The organism is Stenotrophomonas sp. ASS1 (assembly GCF_004346925.1).
GTDB classification, from domain to species: domain Bacteria; phylum Pseudomonadota; class Gammaproteobacteria; order Xanthomonadales; family Xanthomonadaceae; genus Stenotrophomonas; species Stenotrophomonas maltophilia_A.
The window spans coordinates 2,798,418-2,817,825 of the sequence record NZ_CP031167.1; the positions used below are offsets into that span (position 1 = coordinate 2,798,418).

The 19,408-nt window shown below is 66.1% G+C and carries 21 protein-coding genes and 1 tRNA gene; 9 read left to right on the plus strand and 13 right to left on the minus strand.

Features of this window, described 5'->3' with window-relative positions; genetic code table 11:
- Window positions 1-1,112 precede the first annotated feature (1,112 nt).
- Window positions 1,113-1,721 carry a hypothetical protein gene (locus MG068_RS13135; RefSeq protein ID WP_132810417.1) on the plus strand — a complete coding sequence of 203 codons (609 nt, stop codon included), beginning with the start codon at window positions 1,113-1,115 and terminating at the stop codon, window positions 1,719-1,721.
- Between the two features lie 334 nt (window positions 1,722-2,055).
- Here MG068_RS13135 and MG068_RS21345 read toward each other — a convergent pair whose 3' ends face one another.
- The 3 genes from MG068_RS21345 to MG068_RS13145 form a co-directional block, all read right to left on the minus strand.
- Window positions 2,056-2,274 (minus strand): zincin-like metallopeptidase domain-containing protein, encoded by a 219-nt coding sequence (locus MG068_RS21345; protein WP_165929937.1) that lies wholly within the window; start codon window positions 2,272-2,274, stop codon window positions 2,056-2,058.
- Window positions 2,271-2,675, minus strand: coding sequence for an ArdC-like ssDNA-binding domain-containing protein (locus MG068_RS13140; protein WP_165929938.1), 405 nt, complete (start codon window positions 2,673-2,675; stop codon window positions 2,271-2,273). The genes MG068_RS21345 and MG068_RS13140 overlap by 4 nt, the downstream gene beginning before the upstream one ends.
- Before the next feature lie 137 nt (window positions 2,676-2,812).
- Window positions 2,813-2,902 (minus strand) — tRNA-Ser (locus MG068_RS13145).
- 124 nt (window positions 2,903-3,026) lie between these two features.
- Here MG068_RS13145 and MG068_RS13150 point away from each other — a divergent pair.
- Window positions 3,027-4,100, plus strand: coding sequence for a DUF4241 domain-containing protein (locus tag MG068_RS13150; RefSeq protein WP_132810419.1), 1,074 nt, complete (start codon window positions 3,027-3,029; stop codon window positions 4,098-4,100).
- Window positions 4,101-4,154: 54 nt separating this feature from the next.
- Here the strand turns inward: MG068_RS13150 and MG068_RS13155 are convergent, their stop codons facing one another.
- On the minus strand, window positions 4,155-5,147 hold the full coding sequence (locus MG068_RS13155; RefSeq protein ID WP_005410175.1) for a LysR family transcriptional regulator: 993 nt from the start codon (window positions 5,145-5,147) through the stop codon (window positions 4,155-4,157).
- 122 nt (window positions 5,148-5,269) lie between these two features.
- On the opposite strand from MG068_RS13155, the gene MG068_RS13160 reads away from it, so the two are divergent.
- Window positions 5,270-5,857 (plus strand): FMN-dependent NADH-azoreductase, encoded by a 588-nt coding sequence (locus tag MG068_RS13160; protein WP_132810420.1) that lies wholly within the window; start codon window positions 5,270-5,272, stop codon window positions 5,855-5,857.
- Window positions 5,858-6,079: 222 nt separating this feature from the next.
- On the plus strand, window positions 6,080-6,430 hold the full coding sequence (locus tag MG068_RS13165; RefSeq protein ID WP_049460795.1) for an SH3 domain-containing protein: 351 nt from the start codon (window positions 6,080-6,082) through the stop codon (window positions 6,428-6,430).
- A 179-nt stretch (window positions 6,431-6,609) separates the two neighbouring features.
- On the opposite strand, the gene serS is transcribed toward MG068_RS13165, so the two are convergent.
- Window positions 6,610-7,890 (minus strand): serine--tRNA ligase, encoded by a 1,281-nt coding sequence (serS, locus tag MG068_RS13170; protein ID WP_132810421.1) that lies wholly within the window; start codon window positions 7,888-7,890, stop codon window positions 6,610-6,612.
- A gap of 113 nt (window positions 7,891-8,003) precedes the next feature.
- On the opposite strand from serS, the gene MG068_RS13175 reads away from it, so the two are divergent.
- Window positions 8,004-8,642: an energy transducer TonB gene (locus tag MG068_RS13175; protein ID WP_049399657.1), complete on the plus strand. Its 639-nt coding sequence runs from the start codon at window positions 8,004-8,006 to the stop codon at window positions 8,640-8,642.
- Between the two features lie 119 nt (window positions 8,643-8,761).
- A complete protein-coding gene (locus MG068_RS13180; protein WP_032127721.1) occupies window positions 8,762-9,334 on the plus strand; it encodes an energy transducer TonB in 573 nt (190 codons plus the stop codon).
- A gap of 174 nt (window positions 9,335-9,508) precedes the next feature.
- Here MG068_RS13180 and aroA read toward each other — a convergent pair whose 3' ends face one another.
- The 4 genes from aroA to MG068_RS13200 form a co-directional block, all read right to left on the minus strand.
- Window positions 9,509-10,816 carry a 3-phosphoshikimate 1-carboxyvinyltransferase gene (gene aroA, locus MG068_RS13185; RefSeq protein WP_132810422.1) on the minus strand — a complete coding sequence of 436 codons (1,308 nt, stop codon included), beginning with the start codon at window positions 10,814-10,816 and terminating at the stop codon, window positions 9,509-9,511.
- Between the two features lie 76 nt (window positions 10,817-10,892).
- Window positions 10,893-12,098, minus strand: coding sequence for a prephenate dehydratase (pheA, locus tag MG068_RS13190; protein WP_005410182.1), 1,206 nt, complete (start codon window positions 12,096-12,098; stop codon window positions 10,893-10,895).
- Window positions 12,099-12,149: 51 nt separating this feature from the next.
- Complete coding sequence (gene serC / locus MG068_RS13195) at window positions 12,150-13,235, minus strand: 3-phosphoserine/phosphohydroxythreonine transaminase (RefSeq protein ID WP_132810423.1); 1,086 nt, start codon at window positions 13,233-13,235, stop codon at window positions 12,150-12,152.
- 194 nt (window positions 13,236-13,429) lie between these two features.
- Window positions 13,430-14,236, minus strand: a complete 807-nt coding sequence (locus MG068_RS13200) for an FHA domain-containing protein (RefSeq protein WP_132810424.1) — start codon at window positions 14,234-14,236, stop codon at window positions 13,430-13,432.
- Between the two features lie 126 nt (window positions 14,237-14,362).
- Between MG068_RS13200 and MG068_RS13205 the strand changes: the two genes are divergently transcribed.
- The 3 genes from MG068_RS13205 (at window position 14,363) to MG068_RS13215 (ending at window position 16,458) form a co-directional block, all read left to right on the plus strand.
- Window positions 14,363-14,638: a polyhydroxyalkanoic acid system family protein gene (locus tag MG068_RS13205; RefSeq protein WP_108270211.1), complete on the plus strand. Its 276-nt coding sequence runs from the start codon at window positions 14,363-14,365 to the stop codon at window positions 14,636-14,638.
- 80 nt (window positions 14,639-14,718) lie between these two features.
- Window positions 14,719-15,210 carry a phasin family protein gene (locus tag MG068_RS13210; protein WP_012480721.1) on the plus strand — a complete coding sequence of 164 codons (492 nt, stop codon included), beginning with the start codon at window positions 14,719-14,721 and terminating at the stop codon, window positions 15,208-15,210.
- A 237-nt stretch (window positions 15,211-15,447) separates the two neighbouring features.
- Window positions 15,448-16,458: a restriction endonuclease gene (locus MG068_RS13215; RefSeq protein WP_132810425.1), complete on the plus strand. Its 1,011-nt coding sequence runs from the start codon at window positions 15,448-15,450 to the stop codon at window positions 16,456-16,458.
- Between the two features lie 142 nt (window positions 16,459-16,600).
- On the opposite strand, the gene MG068_RS13220 is transcribed toward MG068_RS13215, so the two are convergent.
- The 4 genes from MG068_RS13220 to MG068_RS13235 form a co-directional block, all read right to left on the minus strand.
- Window positions 16,601-16,993 (minus strand): type II toxin-antitoxin system HicB family antitoxin, encoded by a 393-nt coding sequence (locus tag MG068_RS13220; RefSeq protein ID WP_049399649.1) that lies wholly within the window; start codon window positions 16,991-16,993, stop codon window positions 16,601-16,603.
- A gap of 13 nt (window positions 16,994-17,006) precedes the next feature.
- Window positions 17,007-17,183: a type II toxin-antitoxin system HicA family toxin gene (locus tag MG068_RS13225; protein ID WP_132810426.1), complete on the minus strand. Its 177-nt coding sequence runs from the start codon at window positions 17,181-17,183 to the stop codon at window positions 17,007-17,009.
- 94 nt (window positions 17,184-17,277) lie between these two features.
- Entirely contained in the window at window positions 17,278-18,006 is a 729-nt protein-coding gene (gene hutC / locus MG068_RS13230; protein ID WP_132810427.1) for a histidine utilization transcriptional repressor HutC, read from the minus strand.
- A 28-nt stretch (window positions 18,007-18,034) separates the two neighbouring features.
- Window positions 18,035-19,405 carry a formimidoylglutamate deiminase gene (locus MG068_RS13235; RefSeq protein WP_132810428.1) on the minus strand — a complete coding sequence of 457 codons (1,371 nt, stop codon included), beginning with the start codon at window positions 19,403-19,405 and terminating at the stop codon, window positions 18,035-18,037.
- Between the last annotated feature and the right edge of the window lie 3 nt (window positions 19,406-19,408).

Below are 19,408 nucleotides of genomic sequence, written 5' to 3' on the forward strand. Positions count from 1 at the left end.
GAACCATCAGGACCTCGCCCAGTCGGCCGCCCTAGACGGACAGGGCTTCGGACGAACCGTAACAGCGAGCAGAGGTGGAATCGGCGGCAAAGGCGGCTGGAGCAGACAACGCCAATGCAATGGTCAGAACGATGGGCTTCAAGGTGCACCTCCATTTCGTGAGTAGGTTTACCTATGCATGGATCGATTTTGGAAATGCGCAAGGGGTGCTTCGGAGTTCGGTTACACAAGCTGCAGCCCGCGTCATTAAATTGACGGAAAAGCGACAAAATGATGCATATAGACAGAGATTGATGCTCAGGCGATGATTCTGCCCACAACTGGCAAGGAAGAAGAGTTCATCGGCCGCAGGTGCCGCGATTTCGACCGGCGGCGGAGCTGTGGCTGGTGCGACCTCAGCGATCCTCGGCGTAACCAGTGGTGCAGCAGCCGGAACCGCCGGTGCAGCCGCTGTGACCTCCGGCCTGGCAACCGTCGGAAGTGTTGTGGGTGGTGGCATGCTTGCTGGACTGGGCGTGGTCGCGGCCGCACCAATTGCGGGCGGTGCCGCGATGTTCGGCGTTTACAAGCTTTACCAACGCATGGCATCCAAGAAGTAACTGCTTAAGCGGTTTCCATCTGCATCGCGCAGACTTCATCAATGCCTGAAGGTGGCCATCCAAGCTAGCAACCTTGGTGGCCGCTCTTGCCAGCTTGTGGCTCAACCCCTTGGACCAGAAGGCCACGTTGACCTCAATGCCCTGCTGGCGCGGCCAGAGCGCGGGCGTGACGCGTAAACCCGAGCGTACCGAGGCCGTTCACGCAGGGTCAGCAACCGGCGGAGCGCGGGATAGTCCGCGCCCACCCGCTGGGATGCACGATGGGTTCGCGCATGCTCGATAGCACACGCATAGAGATGGCTGTTGCCCCAGGTAGATCAGACCGGCCATTTCTTCTGCTTTCTCTCTCGCACCTCCGTATCTGGCAAAGAATCTGAGTCCGGCAAACTCTCCTGTCGTGCGATGATCTTGATCGACATTCAACCTGTGATGATGTGGGAACGCCCTCCCTCAACCTGCCAAACCGTCTATGGAAGTGGCAAAATTGGAGAATCACTCACAGGGGGAAATTGGATGTCCGACACAACCTACAGCCACCGCATCCTCAAGACTTATGGCCTGCTGGTGGACTTCGAAGGTAAGCCACGCCTCAAGAACGTTCCGTCGCCTCTAACCGGCCAAAAGAAGGCAAAGGAGACGATGGAAAAGTGGACGCAGCGAGTGCTGGGTGATGAGGTCAGCAAGGTCCGTATCTACCGACCGGCACGCGTTAAAAGTGACACACTCATTGCCAGCCTTACAGACACGCACGATGCCAAGCTGGTGCGGGACATTGTTCGCGGCGCCGTTCGCAAGAAGAGCAAGTCAGCGAAAGCAAAGATTGAAGAAATCAAGGTGGAGCACGCCGCCGAGCTTAGGAAGCGCGGAGCCACCGCGCGAGAACTTCGGAAGGCACACGAAGAAGACCTGTCGGGAAAGCTCGATGAGATCTTGGCTGCGACGGCCTATCTGCCGTTGGACGACCTTCAGGACTTGGTGGTGGAACTCGGAGACGACTTGAGCCCTTCGGTCCGCAGCTGGGCACTTGCCTTGACTCCGGCCAAAGATGCAGACGAGGTTTCCGTCATCGACGTTCTCAAGCAAATGCTCTTGCGCATGGACGTGCTTTCGAAGAACAAGTAGCCAGAATTTGGCAACCACTGTCGCGCACCCTGCCGCCTCCCGAGAGGCGGGTGCGCATTCAGTCACTTGTTCGCGGGTCACACTGCCATATTCAGACGCGCCCCTCTTGCCCGGGAGCGCGGTCGAGGCTGGTCGTTGGAGGCATGTTTTTCAGCCTCCTGCAGATTAGCCGCAACGGACTGCCACTCCCGCTTAACCTTGGGGAGCGGCTCGCTAACCAGCTCGGGCACCTTCAGGAACTCCACCACCCGCTCGGCCGCCGCGGAAGAGCTCCCGGGGATCGTCCCGCAGGATTTAGATCCAGGACTTCACGTAAGCCGCGTGCTGGGTGGGGTCATGGCCAATGCCCAGTCGTTCGCCTATCAGCATGCTGGAGATCTCCCCCTACCAGTTCTTCTTTGGCGTAGTCGATGCTCCCGAAAGCCCCCTTCTGATCGCGGCTGAGGCGGGTTGGAAAATCTGTCCAGTGGCCCAGTTCGTGCAACGCGGTGACGTAGTAACCGCTGGACGAGTGGAAGTTGTTGCGCTGAGGCAAGTGGATGCTGTCCGTCATCGGCCGGTAGAACGCCTGCCCCCGTCGTGATGGATCTCGGCCCTGCTCTCCTTGAGCACCGCTTCGCAAGCCTGGTGGATGTCGGGCTCTGGGCGCGGGGGCGGCGGGACCAACGCCGGCACCCCATCGATCTGCATCGCGTTGAACACGCGGAGGAAGAACACCTTGGGATGGGCCTTGGCGATGAACTCGGGATCCCCACTCTTCTTAGCCTCTTCGACCGGTGACCAATCCCAGTATTCGATGAAGCTGGCCTTCTCGCCTTTGCGCACTTGGGCGCCCACGGGGGCGGCTTGCTTGTAAGTCATCCAGCGGTTGTCCTGGTTGTCCCAGGCGCCTAGCAAGGCCCACAAGTGGAGCAAGTTGCCGCCCCGGTAGCTCTTGCCGGTGGTGGGGTTCATCGGCAACTGGTAGCGACCAGTGAAAGAGCGAGTCAGATAGCTTGGTAATCGCATCGGAGTTGTTCTCCGATTTGCACCCCAAGCCGCCCTTCAAGTGCCTGAAAAATGTTTTTTCAAAACAAACACTTACTCAGGATTGGCGGAGAGAGTGGGATTCGAACCCACGGAAGGTTTAACCCTTCGCCGGTTTTCAAGACCGGTGCCTTAAACCGCTCGGCCATCTCTCCAATCGGGTCCCGGTCGCCCGGGCAGCGGCGTATTCTCGCACGTGAAGAGCATTTGCCCAAGACCACCCTTGCCCCCGCCCTTCGCATCCGGCACGGTGGGGCCTTCACTGCAATCGGAGCCCCCATGGCCCACCTCGATCTGGCCAACCTGCGCACCACCCTGCTGGACGACACCCAGCTGGCCGCAGTGGCCCTGCACCGCACGTTCGCCGGGCACCTGCCGGTCAGCAGTGGGCATCTGGTGGTCTGCGATCCGCTGGTCCAGGCCGAGGCGCCCGCGCTGGCCGACTACACCGCCCCGCTGGGCCGGCATCCGGTCGAAATCATCGTGCACAGCGGCCGCCCGGCGCTGGCCGTGGTCTGGTTCAAGCCCCGCGAAGCCCTCACTGCGTCTGCCCTCCACTGGCAGATGGCGCGCTGGACCACGCAGGACCTGACCGGACTGGATGAGGACAGCTTCATCGGCTACCCGGTCGACGCCGGCATCGGCTGCTTCATGGATACCGACACCCAGCAGGCACTGCTGGCCCTGATCGAACAGGCCGATGGCGACGAGGGCAGCGCGTGGTCGGATGCGCTGATCGACCATGACGGCCTGGATGAAGGCGCCGAATACCGCCCCTGGGGCGAGGACTCTCCACACGGCCTGGTCGTATTCACCAGCGGCTGGGGCGACGGCGTCTATCCCAGCTACTGGGCGCTGGATACCTCCGGCATTCCGGTCGCCCTGGTCACCGACTTCCTGTGCATCCAGGGCGGTGATGGGCGCGACGAGCGCGAGATCGCCGACCAGGCCTATCGCGACAGTCTTCCACCCGAAGAAGCTGAAGCGCTGGCACGGCTGGTTGTCGCCGTGGACCGCGACGACCCGGATGCGCTGCGAGAGCTGTTGAAGGATGCGCCACAACGCGCCAACCAGATCGAACCCGGTTGCGGCGGCACCGCCCTGTTCGAGGCGATCCGTCTGGACCGTCCGCAGGCATTGCGCGTGCTGCTGCAGGGCGGCGCGTTGCCGGCGATGCCGGAGCGCCTGCACATGAGCAAAGTGACCAGCTACCTGGACTATGCGCGCTTCCTGAAGAAGCCGCGCAGCGTGGAGCTGATGGCAGTACTGGAAGCGCCGGTGGTGGCTATCACCCCCACGCCGATGCCGGCACCTCAACGCAGTTTCTGGGACCGGCTGTTCGGGCGGAAGTGATCGACCCCGGGAACAGCAACGCCGGGCATGGCCCGGCGCTACCGTTCAGCTCTCTCAGCCCGCATCCACCGCCAGCGCGCCGAGAGCACTGGCCTTGATCCGCTCCTTGGCCTTTTCACAGGCGCCACCGCAATCCAGGCGCGAGGCCTCCAGCTGCGGCGGCAGGTGCTCGGCCAGGAAGTCGATGAACACGCGCACCGCCGGCAGCAGGCCGCGGCGCGAGGCAAACACGGCATGGCACACGCCCTGCGGCAGCGACCAGTCCGGCAGCACCACTTCCAGTTCGCCGTTGCGCACCGCATCGGCGCACACGGTTTCCGGCAGCATGGTGATGCCGAAACCGTCCTTCACCATGCTCTGCAGCAGCGGGAAGTCGAAACCGGCCACGCGCGGCTGCAGGTCGACCCGGCGCACTTCGCCTTCCGGGCCGTGCAGCTCCCAGCGCTGGCGGGCTTCGTCTTCGCTGATGCTGAGGGTGACGTGCTGGGTCAGCTCTTCAGGATCCTTCGGCCGGCCGGCGCGATCCAGGTACTTCGGGCTGGCCACCAGCAGTTCCTGCACCTGTCCAAAGCTGCGCATCACCAGGCTGCCATCGTCGTCCAGGCGCGAGCGCACGCGCAGGGCCACGTCGTAGCCTTCATTGATGATGTCCACGCGGCGGTTGCTGATGTTCAACTGCAGGCGCACCTTCGGGTACTGCTCAAGGAACTTGGGCAGCAGCTTGGGCAGCTGCATCTGCGCCAGCGATACCGGCACGCTGGCGCGCACCACGCCGCGCGGTTCCGCGCTGAGGCGGTCCACCACTTCGCGTGCGGCCTGTGCCTCGGCCAGCATCGTCTGCGCGTGGCGGTGCACGCTGGTGCCGACATCGGTGACGGCGAAACGACGCGTGGAGCGCTGCAGCAGGCGAACGCCCAGGTCGGTTTCCAGCTGGCTGATGCGGCGGCTCAGGCGCGACTTGGGGATACCCAGTGCGCGCTCGGCGGCGGCGAATCCGCCATGGTCGACCACCATCGCGAAGTAGTACAGATCATTCAGGTCATGCATGCCCGAGTTCCATATCTAGAACAATACGTGGCATTCAACCACCTTTATCCCGCCTTTGCAACAACCTATCGTTCTCTCCGTCGGCGGCAAGTCCGCCACCTCTCCCGAACATAGGTACTGCCATGAAGCTTCTGCACATCGACGCCAGCGTGCTTGGCGACAACTCCGTCTCCCGCCACCTGACCGCCGCCGTGGTGGCCCAGTTCACGCAGCAGATCGACGGCCTGCAGGTTGATTATCGCGATCTTGACGCCAATCCGGTACCGCATCTGCGCAGCGGATCGCTTGCCAAAACCGACGCTGCCGAAGCCGCCGATGCTGAACAGGTACTCGAGCAGTTCCTGGCGGCCGACATCGTGGTGATCGGCGCGCCGATGTACAACTTCAGCATTCCGTCCACCCTGAAGGCCTGGATCGACCGCGTGGCCGTGGCCGGGCGCACCTTCAAGTACACCGAGAACGGTCCGGTCGGCCTGGCCGGTGGCAAGCGGGTGATCATCGCCAGCAGCCGTGGCGGCATCTACACCGATTCGCCCGCGGACTTCCAGGAGCCCTTCCTGCGCCAGACGTTTGCCTTCTGGGGCATCAACGATGTCGAGTTCGTACGCGCCGAAGGCATCGCCTACTCGCCGCAGCACCGCGAAGACGCCATTGCTGGCGCACTGGCAGCGCTGCCGTCGCACGAAGCGGCCGCGGCCGCTGCTGCATAAGCGTTCCAGCGTTCGGCGCCGCTCTCTCCTCGTCTAGGCGCTGAACGCGGGCCGGGATCCCCTCCCCCATCCCGGCCCACCCTGGCGGCCCCGCTTTGCGGGGCCGTTTTTTTGTGGCGTATGGACTGAGCGCTACGTCATCCACGCATGGCGTGGCTCTACCGCACGTGCGCGTGGATACGCTGCCATGCGCGACGCTCACCAGAACGTTAGGCTGGGGCCATGAACTACATCGTGACCACTGCACACCGCAGCGAATTTCCGCACCCGATCACCCTGCGCCGTGGCCAGGCGCTGGTGGTGGGCGAACGTTATGAAGGGCCTGAAGGCTGGGAAGACTGGTTCCTGTGCGAGGCAGAGGGCCAGCAGCCGGGATTCGTGCCCGCGCCGGTGATCGGCCGCGACGCGCAGGGTGGCGCATTTGCCACGGAAGACTACTGTGCGCGCGAACTGGATGTGGATCCCGGGCAGCTGCTGCGTGGCGAGCGCACGCTCAATGGCTGGGCGTGGTGCGTGCCGGAGACGGGCGAACCGGGCTGGGTGCCGTTGGAGAAGGTGCGAGTTGTGGAGTGATCACGGTGGTTCATCCACGCATGGCGTGGATGTAGCCCGCATCGTAGATCCACGCCATGCGTGGATACGGTGCCATGCAAGCATGGCACCCACCAGAGCCGCAGCAGTGCCATGCAAGCATGGCACCCACCAGAGCCAGAGCAGTGCCATGCAAGCATGGCACCCACCCCATCAGGCTATCAGCCGATGGTTTCCAGGCCACCCATGTACGGGCGCAGCGCCTCCGGCACGGTGATGCTGCCGTCGGCGTTCTGGTAGTTCTCCATCACCGCGATCATCGCGCGGCCCACCGCCACGCCCGAGCCGTTCAGCGTGTGCGCCAGCTCCGGCTTGCCGGTGGCCGGGTTGCGCCAGCGGGCCTGCATGCGGCGGGCCTGGAAGTCACCACAGTTCGAGCACGAGGAGATCTCGCGGTAGGTCTCCTGCGACGGCAGCCAGACTTCCAGGTCGTAGGTCTTCACCGCCGAGAAGCCCATGTCGCCGGTGCACAGCAGCACCTTGCGGTACGGCAGGCCCAGCTTTTCCAGCACCACTTCGGCGCAACGGGTCATGCGCTGGTGTTCGGCGTCGCTGTCTTCCGGGCGGCTGATCGAGACCAGCTCGACCTTCTCGAACTGGTGCTGGCGGATCATGCCGCGCACGTCGCGGCCACCGCTGCCGGCCTCGGCACGGAAGCACATCGAGTGGGCGGTCATGCGCAGCGGCAGGCGTTCGGCATCGACGATCTCGTCGCGCACGATGTTGGTCAGCGGCACTTCCGAGGTCGGGATCAGGTAGCGCGTGGAATCGCCCACGGCCGTCTTGAACAGGTCGTCCTCGAACTTCGGCAGCTGGCTGGTGCCGCGCAGCGAATCGGCGTTGACCAGCAGCGGCACGTTGGTCTCCTCGTAGCCGTGCTCGCCGGTGTGCAGGTCGACCATGAACTGGGCCAGCGCACGGTGCAGGCGCGCGATCGGGCCGCGCAGCACGGTGAAGCGCGAGCCGGACAGCTTGGCGGCGGTCTCGCCGTCCAGCCAGCCGTTGCGGGCGCCCAGTTCGACGTGGTCGAGCACCTTGAAATCGAACTGGCGCGGGGTTCCCCAGCGCGACTGCTCGACGTTGTCGTTCTCGTCGGCACCGGCCGGCACGTCATCGGCCGGCAGGTTCGGGATGCCCATCGAGATCGCTTCGATCTTCTCGCGCAGCTCGTCCAGCGCCACTTCCGAGGCCTTCAGCTCGTCGGCGAAGGCGGCGACCTCGGCCATGATGGCCGAGACGTCCTCGCCCTTGGCCTTGGCTTGGCCGATGGCCTTGGAACGGCTGTTGCGCAGGCTCTGCAGCTCCTGGGTCCGCACCTGGATGCGCTTGCGATCAGCCTCCAGGGACTCCAGGGCAGACACGTCGAGCTCGAAGCCGCGGCTGGTGCGCAGGCGTTCGGCGAGGTCGGCGGGCTGGTGGCGGAGCAGGGCTGGATCAAGCATGGCAGGTGTCGTGGTGGGTATCAGGGATGGGATTATCGCTTGTTATACGGATTTCTGCCGCCCGGTTCATTCCCGCCGTGGCAGAATCGAGCCATTCCGTACTGGTCCGGTCCATGTCTGCACCCCGCTCGTCGTCCGCCAAGTCGTTCACTGTGCATATCCCGCGCAACGCCCTGAAGATCGCCGGCATCGCCTTCGGCGTGGGCGTACTGCTGTTCGTGCTGGTCTGGCTGACCGGCCGCGACAAGGAGTTCTTCCGCGCCGACCCGGCCGCACAGACCCCGCAGGAAACCGCCCAGGTCGAGCCCCTGCCGGAACCCTTGGCCGCTGCAGCCGGTTCCAGCGACATGCCTGACGCCAAGCCGGCACCGGTGGAGGAAGAAGCGCCGAAGCTGGTCGAAACCGCTCCGCCGCCACCCGCCCCGATCGCCGAGCCGGCCCCGGCCGCCCCGGGCGCTGCGCCGGCTGCGACCAGCAACAGCCAGCCGATGCCGATTGCCGGCCAGTCGCCGCCGCCGTCGTACCCCGCCGCCGCCCTGCGCGCCGGGGAAACCGGCACCGTGGTGGTACGCGTAGACGTGGACGCCACCGGCTATCCCAACAACGCCACAGTGATCCAGCGCAGTGGTTCACGCGACCTCGACCGTGCCGCCACCGACGCGGTGCGCCGCTGGCGTTTCACCCCGGCGCAGAGCAATGGCCAGGCCGTGCCCGGCAGCATTGAAGTGCCGTTCGACTTCAAGACGCAGTAACTGAACGCTTCCCGGCAGGCAAACTGAACCCTGCCGGTGGCGTTGACGCAGCGCTGACACTTCCCGTCCATGGCTCGGGCAACACTTCCCACGTCGTCAGTTGACGGAAGGAGTTTGCGATGACTGCCACCACCCACGAAGACCTTCATTCGCCGCAGCTGCAGCAGGATTCGAGCGTGCAGCACAAGCCCACGTCGCCCTGGATGTGGATCGCGCTGATTGTGGCGATGTTTGCGGCCGCCCTGCTGTGGCTGCGCCATTCCAACCAGGAGGATGTGGCGCCGGCACCGGTCGGTGAGCGCATGTTGCCCGCCCCTGAGCAGGCTGCGGTGACCGATGCAGCAGCACCTGCAACGCGCCAGGCCGCCCCGGCCTCCAGCCAGCACAAGACTGCGCCGGTCGCGCGTAATCGCGAAGCACGCCCTCTGGCCAGCAACCGCATGCCCACCTACCCCGCTGCCGCACTGCGCAGTGGCGTGCAGGGCAGCGTGATCGCCAGCCTGAATGTCGATACCCGTGGCAATGTCGCCAACGCTGCGATTGTTTCGCGCAGCGGCGAGCGCAGCCGCGACCTGGATCGTGCGGTGCTGAACACCGTGCAGAACTGGAAGTTCCAGCCGGCGGTGCATGACGGCCGAGCAGTAGCAAGCGTGGTGCGGGTCCCGGTGGATTTCCGTACCGAGCAGCGTTGATCGCGGACGAGGGGTTCGTGATGTTTCGACGGAGGCTTCGGCCTCCGTCCTTTTATGCGGGAAAGCGTGCCAACCAAGGTTGGCACCTACCGGGAGATGTGAGCATGCCAACCAAGGTTGGCACCTGCCGGGCAATGCGATCCGCCGGGCATGACCCGGCGGATGCAGTAACGATCAGGCCAGGTTGAACCCGGCGCTGCGGGCCAGGCCGTCGAAGTCCGGGAAGGACGTGGCGACGTTGGCGATATCGTTGATGCGCACCTCGCCGTCACTGATCTGGCCGGCAATGGCGAAGGCCATGGCGATGCGATGGTCACCGTGGCTTTCGATGGTGCCGCTGCCCAGGCGCACGCCACCATGCAGGGTGGCACCGTCTTCGGTTTCGTCCACCTGCATGCCCAGCGCGCGCAGGCCGGTGGCCATCGCTGCGAGACGATCGGATTCCTTCACCCGCAGCTCGGCGGCGCCGGTCACCACGGTCTGGCCTTCGGCGGCGGCGGCGGCCACGAACAGCGCGGGGAACTCGTCGATCATGTCCGGCACCAGTGCTTCCGGAATGCGTGCACCCTTCAGCGGGGCGTAGCGCACCACCAGGTCCGCCACCGGTTCACCGCCCTGCTCGGCCGGATTCTCTTCGGTGATGTCGGCACCCATCAGGCGCAGCGCGTGCAACAGACCGGTGCGGCGCGGGTTCAGGCCGACCTGTTTCAGGCGCAGCTCGGAGCCCGGAATGATGCTGGCAGCCACCAGATAGAACGCCGCAGACGAGAAGTCGGCCGGCACCACGATATCCGTGGCACGAAGGCGTTGGCCGCCGCGCAGGCGCGCCTTGCCCGGCGAGAATTCGATGTCCACGCCGAACGCGGACAGCATGCGTTCGGTGTAGTCACGGGTCGGGTGCGGTTCGGTCACCTGGGTTTCGCCCTGCGCGTACAGGCCTGCCAGCAACACCGCCGACTTGATCTGCGCGCTGGCCACCGGCGAGGCGAAGTCGATGCCGTGCAGCGTCTGGCCGCCATGCACGTGCAGCGGCGGCGTCCCGTCTTCCTGGGTGTCGATCTTCGCGCCCATCTGCGACAGCGGGCCGGTCACGCGGCGCATCGGACGGCCGGACAGCGACTCATCGCCGATCAGCGTGCAGTCGAACGCCTGGCCCGCCAGCAGGCCGGCCAACAGGCGCATGCCGGTACCGGCGTTGCCGCAGTCCAGCGGCGCATCCGGCGCCTTCAGGCCGTCGATGCCGACGCCGTGCACGATGCGCTGCGACGGGCTGGGGGTTTCGATGCGCACGCCCAGCTGGCCGAAGATGCGCGCAGTGGCGCGGGTGTCCTCGCCTTCCAGGAAACCTTCGATATGCGAGGTGCCATCGGCCAGCGCGGCGAACATCACCGAGCGGTGCGAGACCGACTTGTCGCCGGGAATGGTCAGGCTGCCCTGCAGCGGCTGGCCCTTGCGGGCGATCCAGTGTTGCGCGTTGCTCATCGTTCGATCGTTCCGTAAACGCCGGCAGCGCCGGCGATGCATCAGGGAGCGGCGGCCGTGGCCGCCGCCGCAGCACTCAGGGCACGGCCACCGGATAGGAGCCGAGTACCTTGATCTGTGCCGAGTGCGCTTCCAGTTCGGCCAGCGCGGCCTGCATCGGCGCATCGTCGATGTGGCCGGCCAGGTCGATGAAGAAGCCGTATTCCCACTTGCCGTGGTGCGACGGCCGCGACTCGATGCGGTTCATGCTGATGCCGTGGCGGGCGAACGGACTGAGCACGTCGAACAGCGCACCGGGCTTGTCATGGATGAACACCAGCACCGAGGTGCGGTCGTGGCCGGAGGTCGGGAAGATATTCCGGCCCACCACCAGGAAGCGGGTGGTGTTGTCGGCGTCGTTCTGGATCGGCTTGGTGACCACCTTCTTCAGGCCGTAAACATGGCCGGCACTCTCGCCACCGATGGCCGCTGCGTCGTCGGCGTTGCGCGCACGACGCGCACCTTCGGCATTGCTCGAGACCGGAATCTTCTCGGCCTTGGGCAGGTTGGCGCGCAGCCACGCCGAGGTCTGCATGAACGACTGCGGATGCGCGTAGATGCGCTCGATGTCCTCGATCCGGCCACTGCGCGACATCAGGTACTGCTGCACGCGCAGTTCCACTTCGCCACAGATCTTCAGGTTGGAGGTCAGGAACATGTCCAGGGTGATCTGGATGGTGCCCTGCCCCGAATTCTCCACCGGCACCACGCCGAAATCGGCGTTGCCCGCTTCCACTTCCTGGAACACTTCTTCGATGCTGGCCATCGGCAGGCCCAGCGCCGAGCGGCCGAAGTGCTTGAGCACGGCCTGCTGGCTGAAGGTGCCTTCCGGGCCGAGGTAGCCGATCTTCAGCGGCTCCTGCTGGGCCAGGCAGGCCGACATGATCTCGCGGTAGACGTGCACCAGCAGCTCATCGCTGAGCGGGCCTTCGTTGCGGTCCACCACCATGCGCAGCACCTGCGCTTCGCGCTCGGGGCGGTAGTAGTCGACGGCAGCGGCCAGCTTGCCCTTGGCCTTGCCGACCTGGTGGGCGAAACGTGCGCGCTCGGCGATCAGGCTCTGGATGTCGCGGTCGATCTGGTCGATCTTCGAGCGCACATCGGCCAGCGCCAGCGGCGCCAGGGTGGGCGCCGGATTCGACGCAGCCTTGGACGTGCTCTTGCCCTTGGCCTTGGTGGAGGCGCTGTCCTTGGCCGGTTCGGCCTTCTTCGGCGCCTTCTTGCTGGATTTGCTGCTTGCCATCGGAATTCCCTGTTGCGGGGCACGCACCCGACGGTGCGCGCCGTTCATTGCTCAGCCGTGACGCTGCTGGAAATCGGCCATGAAGGCGACCAGCGCCTCGGCCCCGGCCAGCGGCATGGCGTTGTACAGCGAAGCACGGATGCCGCCGACCACCTTGTGGCCCTTCAGCGCCAGCAGGCCAGCGGCCTTGGCTTCGGCGACGAAGCGGGCGTCGAGTTCGGCATCGGGCAGGAAGAACGGAATGTTCATGCGCGAACGGGCCGCATGTGCGACTTCATTGCGGTAGAAGCCGCCGGAGCCGTCGATGGCGCCGTACACCAGCGCGGACTTGGCGGCGTTGCGCTTGGCGAATTCGGTCACGCCGCCCTCGGCCAGCATCCACTTGAACACCAGGCCGGCCAGATACCAGTTCCAGGTCGGCGGCGTGTTGAGCATCGAATCGCGGGCGACGTGCGAGCGGTAATCGAAGATGTCCGCGCGCGGCTGGCCACTGCGCTCGAGCAGGTCGCGGCGGATGATCATCACCGCGATGCCGACCGGGCCCAGGTTCTTCTGCGCGCCGGCGTAGATCACGCCGTAACGGCGCACGTCCAGCGGTTCGCTGGCGATGGACGAACTGAAATCGGCGATCAACGGGACGTTGCCGGTATCGGGCACATCACGGAACTCGACGCCATGGATGGTCTCGTTGGCAGTGATGTGCACGTAGGCGGCATCGGGTGACAGCTGCCAATCGGCACGCGCCGGCAGTTCGCGGTAGCCGTTGGCCTCGCTGCTGGCGGCGATGTTGACATCAACGTAGACACCGGCCTGCTTGACCGCCGTCTTGCCCCAGTGACCACTGACCACGTAATCGGCACGCTGGCCGGGGGTGGCGAAGTTGAGCGGGATCAGCGCCTGCTGGGTGGTGGCACCACCGGACAGGAACAGCACCGCATAGTCTTCGGGGATATCGAGCAGTCGACGCAGGTCGGCCTCGGCCTCGGCGGCCACGGACATGAACTCCGCGCCGCGATGGCTCATTTCCACGATCGAGGCACCGGTACCGTGCCAGTCCAGCATTTCCGCCTGCGCCTGGCGCAGGACCGATTCCGGCAAGGTTGCAGGGCCGGCACTGAAGTTGAACGCGCGCGTCATGTCACACCTGTGGGGCAAGACCCCTAGTATGCCGCAGTGCACCAGCCTTGCGGCCTAGTGCGGCAAGGGAAATTTGGTTTCATTGGAATCCATTGGCGACGCGACCGGGTAGTGCCGGCCGCTGGCCGGCAACCTCATGGATTCGGGGCGGCGGCTGCCGGCCAGCGGCCGGCACTACCGTCACCGCGCGACCATCAGCGCGCGCCGAACCAGAGCAGCAGGCTGAGCAGTGCGGCCAGCAGCAGCGCACTCACCAGCAGCCACGGCCAGCGCCGGACCTTGCGCGGCGCGGCCGGCAGCACCGGGGTCTGTTCGGCCTCCTGGCTGGACTCGTCTTCCGCAGGCAGCGGACGCCGGCGCGGGTCGTGCGGCACTTCCAGCACGAACCGGTGCTGGCCATCGAACACCACCTGGTCGCCCGCCTGCAGCCAGCAGTGGCGCACGGCCACGCCATTGACCCGGGTGCCGTCGGCACTGCCCAGGTCACGCAGCAGCACGCGCTCGCCGTGCACTTCCACGCGGGCATGCTGTTCGGCGAACGCAGGATCGTCGATGGCGATGTCGGCGTCGTTGCCGCGGCCGATCAGGCGGGCCCGCGACAGGGTATAGCTGCGCCCATGGTGCAGCCCGCCGACGCCGCGCAGCAGCCGCTGCTGCTCATCGGAGCCATCGTCGTTTTTCGGTGCGGGCGCCTGCAGCAGGCTCTCGACTTCGCCCTGCAGGACCATTTCCACGCCATCCACGTACACCGCATCGCCTGCACGCAGCAGGGCCATCCGGCGAACCGGGCGACCATTCACGTGGATGCCGCGGATACCGTTACCGACCTGCAGCCAGAGGCCGCGATCATCCATGCAGAACTGCGCCAGCAGAAGGGCACCGTTGCCGGCATCGCCGAGCCGCACACTACCGTTGGCCTGGCGCACGATGCGTTGCACCCCGGGCCGCAGCGGCTGGTCGGGCTGTTGTTGTTGACTGAAGTGAACAAGCAGGTTCTGCACGCGGCGCAGCCTAGCAGGTTGGTCGCCAACGAAGAAGAACCCACGATGAGTGCTTGGCGCGAAGGCCCTCGATGCGCACAATGCTCGCCCTCTATTGATCATCCCCGCCCTGCGCCAGGAGCCCGTATGTCCAGCATCGATGTCCGCCACGCCCACGCCCTGCCCGACGCACAGGCGCGCGCCGCGATCGAACAGGTTGCCGCCAAGTTGTCCGAGCGCTTCGGCCTGAAGTCGTCCTGGACCGCCGACGTGCTGAACTTCTCTGGCAGCGGCGTGGACGGTGCGATCGAGCTGCAGCCGGGCGCCGTGCGCGTGACCGCCAAGCTGGGCTTCCTGCTGTCGGCGATGAAGGGCATGGTCGAGGGCGAGATCCAGCGCGTGCTGAAGGAAAAGCTGGGCTGAACCCCGGCGGCGGCCGTCACGGCCGTGCAACGCCATCGCGCGCTACTCTCGGGGCAGGCCCAACTCCCACGGGAAGTGCGATGAACCAGTACGAAAACGATGACCGCCGCAACGACGACGCCTCGTTCGGTGACCAGGCCGAGCGCTTCTCGCGCAAGCTGAGTGACTCGGCGCAGCAGGTCTGGCTGGCCGGCCTGGGCGCCCTGGGCCGTGCACAGGCCGAAGGCAGCCGCTTCTTCGACGGCCTGGTGAAGGAAGGCGAAGCCTGGGAGGCCCGCCGCCGTGAACGCCACGGCGAACAGGGCCCGGGCTGGCGCGACAACGTGGAATCCTCGCTGGATGAGGCCCGCGAGAAGGCCTCTGGCACCTGGAACAAGGTCGAAAAGGCCTTCGATGACCAGGTGCAGGGCGTGCTCAAGCGCCTGCATGTCCCCACTGCGGACGAGGTGACCGCGCTGGAAGCCCGTATCGACGCCCTGCACGCGCGGCTGGCCAAGCTGGAAAACCGTGCGGCCTCGGGCACCGATGCTCCCGCCCCGGGCAGCCATCAATCGCCAGGCAGCGTGCCCTGACCGGCCATTGTTGCAATGCAATAAAATTTGATTGACAATCGCGAGCAACCCGCCAATCGCTTCGGCTGCCGTTTGTTCCCTCCCCTCACGGCTTCAGGATTGGCGGGTTTTTCGTGCCTGCCGTATGCCGATCTGAGCGTTCCATCACGCTTCCTGTCAGGAACGTCCTGACCCAGCCGGATAGTACGACCTTTACACTGTCGTCTTCCGCATTCGCCCCTGCCGCGCACCTCCTGCATGCTCCCTTGGATCCTGGCCCTGCTGTCGGCCCTGCTTACCTGTTCCCTGGCTGTTGTCTATCTGTGGTGGATCAAGCGGCGGCAGAAGGAGATGCAACTCGGCCTGCAAGCCCTGGCCGGCATGCACTGGCGCGAGTTCTCGGTACTGGTCAAGCGCATGCTGCGCGAACAGCGCGGCCTGCGTGAACTGAATGACCCGGCGGAGGAGTCCCGCGAGCCAAGCAGCGATTTCCTGCTCAGCGACGGCCCCAACCAGTGGCTGGTGTCCTGCAAGCATGGCCTTGCCTACCGTATCGGCACCGCCGCAGTGAACGAGCTGGGGGCTGCTGCGCGCCTGGCCGGCGCCAAGGGCGGCGTGCTGCTGACCGAAGGCCGGATGGAACGCGACGGCCGCAGCGCTGCCGAGAAGCAGGCGGTCGAGGTGCTGGACGGTCCACGCCTGTGGCCGCTGCTGCAGCCCTACCTGCCGGCGGAAATCGAAACCCGTGTGCGCGCCAGCGCCCGTCATGAAGCCCTGCGCCGGATCGCCATTGCCGCGCTCGGCGCGGTCACGCTGGGCCTGCTGGTGGGGTTGAGCCTGCAAGGGCTGCATGTGCAGGACGCCCCGCCTGTTGCCGAGGTGGCGGACACCCCCGCGCCGGTTGCGCCTGCGGTTGAAGCGGCGCCCGAACCGGCGCCGGCCCCCGCCACCACGCCGCCGGCCGCTGCGCCTGCGCCGGCCACGCTCTCAACCGATGCGCGCAGCAATCCCAACCCGGATGCCGCCACGCTGGAGCGCTTCCAGGCCGATCTGTCCCGTGCCTTGGCCGGCAAGCCCGGCATCGCCAGCGGTGTCTGGCTGACCCGGCAGACGCTGGCGATCAACCGCACCGGCGAGCTGGACGCGGTGTGGCCGCGGGTCTGCGAGGAAGTGCTTCACTATCCTGCCCTGCGCAACGTGCGCATCCAGCTCAACGCCCGCCCCGGCGTGGATGAGCCGGTGCGCTGGCGGCAATGCGCCACGTATTGATTGGGACCAACATCCACGCATGGCGTGGATCTACTGAATCCCGGTTGCGATCATGCGATGCGCGCGAACCCCTGGTAGATCCACGCCATGCGTGGATGCCTTTGCAGAGTCGAGCATCGGCTCGGTTCTACATGGCGCCCGCTCAGCCCAAAGCCGCGAGATGGGCGATGTAACTGGAGCGCGATTCACCTGCCGCTCTGGCCTGCGCATCCAGCCTCGCCAGGATCCGACGTGGCAGGCTGATGTTGACCCGCTCGATGGTGTCGTCCAGCAGGGCCGGATCAATGCAGATGTACGCAAGAATCCAACGGATGTCCTTGGATGCCTCGGCGGCGATTTTCTGTGGCGCGGAAGGTGTCGGAATCGAGCGCCCGTCATCCAGGGCCGCATCAATCCAGGCGAGCGCAGCCTCCTCGGCAGCGCTGAGCGCCTCCTCAAGCGTGTCGGCCGCCGAGAAGCACCCCGGCAGATCCGGAACGACCACACCCCACGCGGTGCGCTCATCGCCTGCCTCGATCAAGACTGGATATCGCATGGGCCCTCCTACGTCAGTCCTGCGAGCATCCGCATCGCCTGCACCAGCCCTTCCCCAGATCCTTCCTTGGGTGAGGAACGGTGATGATGTGAGGGTGCTGCGGGTGCACGAATACACTATGGGATCCGCGGATCCGACGACAGATCCAACCTGCCGCTTCCAGATCCCGGATGGGGTCCCTGCTCTTCATGCAGGGACGATACACATCGCACACACGCCCCGACAGAGTTCAAGGCGACAGTCGTTCCGGCCCAGTAGATCCACGCCATGCGTGGATGGAATCCCTATCGCGCGCCCGGCGCGAAGCGCGCCACCAGATCCCAGGCATCCCCCAGGAACACCTGGCGCACACGGGTGATCGGCTGTTCGCCGCGCCAGGTCAGGCGCTCGATCACCAGACAGGCGGTGCCGGGTTTCACCTCCAGCAGCTTGGCGGTGGCGGTGTCCGCGCCCCAGGCACTGATGCGGTGCTGGGCACGGGTCCACGACACGTTCTGCAGCAGCCAGCTGCCCGGCGCGGTGGTACTGAAATCGACCTCCAGCACCTCGGGCACGCCCACCGGGCTGATCAGGCGGTGCTCCAGCGCCAACGGACGGCCATCGGCCAGGTGCAGGCAGCGCATCGCCAGCAGCGTCTCCTGGCCGGCCAGCTCCACTTCACCGGCATTGCCAGCGTCGGCCAGGCGCAGCTCGCGCTGCAGCAGAAGATAGGCGTACTGATGGCCGCGCGAGCCGACCTCCATCGCGATATCGGGAATCTCCAGCGCCACCTGCTCCAGGTGTGGGGGCTGCCGCGCCACGAACGAACCGGCGCGGCGGCGCCGCTCGATCATGCCGCTCTCGGCCAGCGCGGTCAGCACCTTGTTCACCGTCATCCGCGAGCAGCCGTACTGCTCCATCAGCTCGTGCTCGTACGGAATACGGAAGCCCGGCGCCCACTCTCCGCTGAGGATGCGGCTTTCCAGATCGCTGCGGATACGCTGGTTGAGCGTGGCGGACTTGCTGGCCTTCACGTGATGGGGTCTCGGTGGCGGGATGCGATCAGCCCAGCACGCCGCGCAGGGCGGCAGCGAAGGCGGTGGTGATCGCCTCGCGTTGCAGGTGGCGGCCGTCGGCCACGCACTGGCGGCCATGGCGCCAGACCGATCGCAGCGCGCCATTACGTGCGGCGAACACCCAGCTGTCAAGCCATGCGTCGTCCTGCCGCGCCTGTAGCGCGGGGTGTGCGGCATCCAGCTCGACCAGGTCGGCACTGGCGCCGACCTGCAGGCCGGCGGCCACGCCCAGGGCCTGTGCACCGCCGTGCAGTGCGCCCTCGAACAGGAAGCGGCCGGTGCTGCGGGTGGCATCCGGTGCCAGCACATTGCGCCCGCGCAGGGTCAGGCGTTGGCCGTATTCAAGCAGGCGCAGTTCTTCGGCCGCATCAATCAGCACATTGGAATCGGAACCGACACCGAAGCGACCGCCCTCGCGTGCGAACGCCTGCATCGGGAACAGGCCGTCGCCCAGATTGGCCTCGGTGATCGGGCACAGGCCGGCCACGGCCTGGCTGGCCACAATGGCCGCGCGCTCGTCGTCGGTGATGTGAGTGGCATGCACCAGGCACCAGCGCGCATCCACCGGCGCATGGTTGTACAGCCACTGCACCGGGCGCTGGCCGCTCCAGGCCAGGCAGGCCTCGACTTCACGTACCTGCTCGGCGATATGGATGTGCACCGGGCCGTCGGTCAGCGGCAGCAACGCACTCAGTTCTTCGCCGGTGACCGCGCGCAGGCTGTGCGGGGCAATGCCGAGCACCGCATCGGGCAGCGCGGCCAAAGACGGCTTGGCGGCGTCCAGCAGATGCGCAAATCCCTCTACGTCGTGGATCAGGCGTCGCTGCGCGGGGTTCGGTGCCGCCCCGCCGAAATCGGCATGTGCATAGAACACCGGCAGCAGGGTCAGGCCGATGCCGGTCTGGTCGGCCGCCGCCGCAATCCGCGCGCTCATCTCGGCACGGTTGGCATACGGCCGGCCGTCAGCATCGTGGTGCAGGTAGTGGAATTCACCGACGCGGGTGAAGCCGCTTTCCAGCATTTCCATGTAGGCCTGGGCGGCGATGGCCTGCACCGCGTCCGGGCGCAGATGGGCCAGGAAGCGATACATCAGCTCGCGCCAGCTCCAGAAGCTGTCACCGTCGCCGCCGCCGATCTCGGTCAGCCCGGCCATGCCGCGCTGGAACGCATGGCTGTGCAGGTTGGGCAGGCCCGGCACCAGGATGCCGGCGCGGGTATCGCCCGCCTGCGCGCCCTGCCCCGTACTGATCGCCGTGATGCGACCGTCCTGCACCTGCAGGCGGACATCGCGGGCCCAACCCTCGGCCAGCAGGGCGTGGGCGGCATGGAAACTGTGCGGGGAACGCGAATCGGACATGGC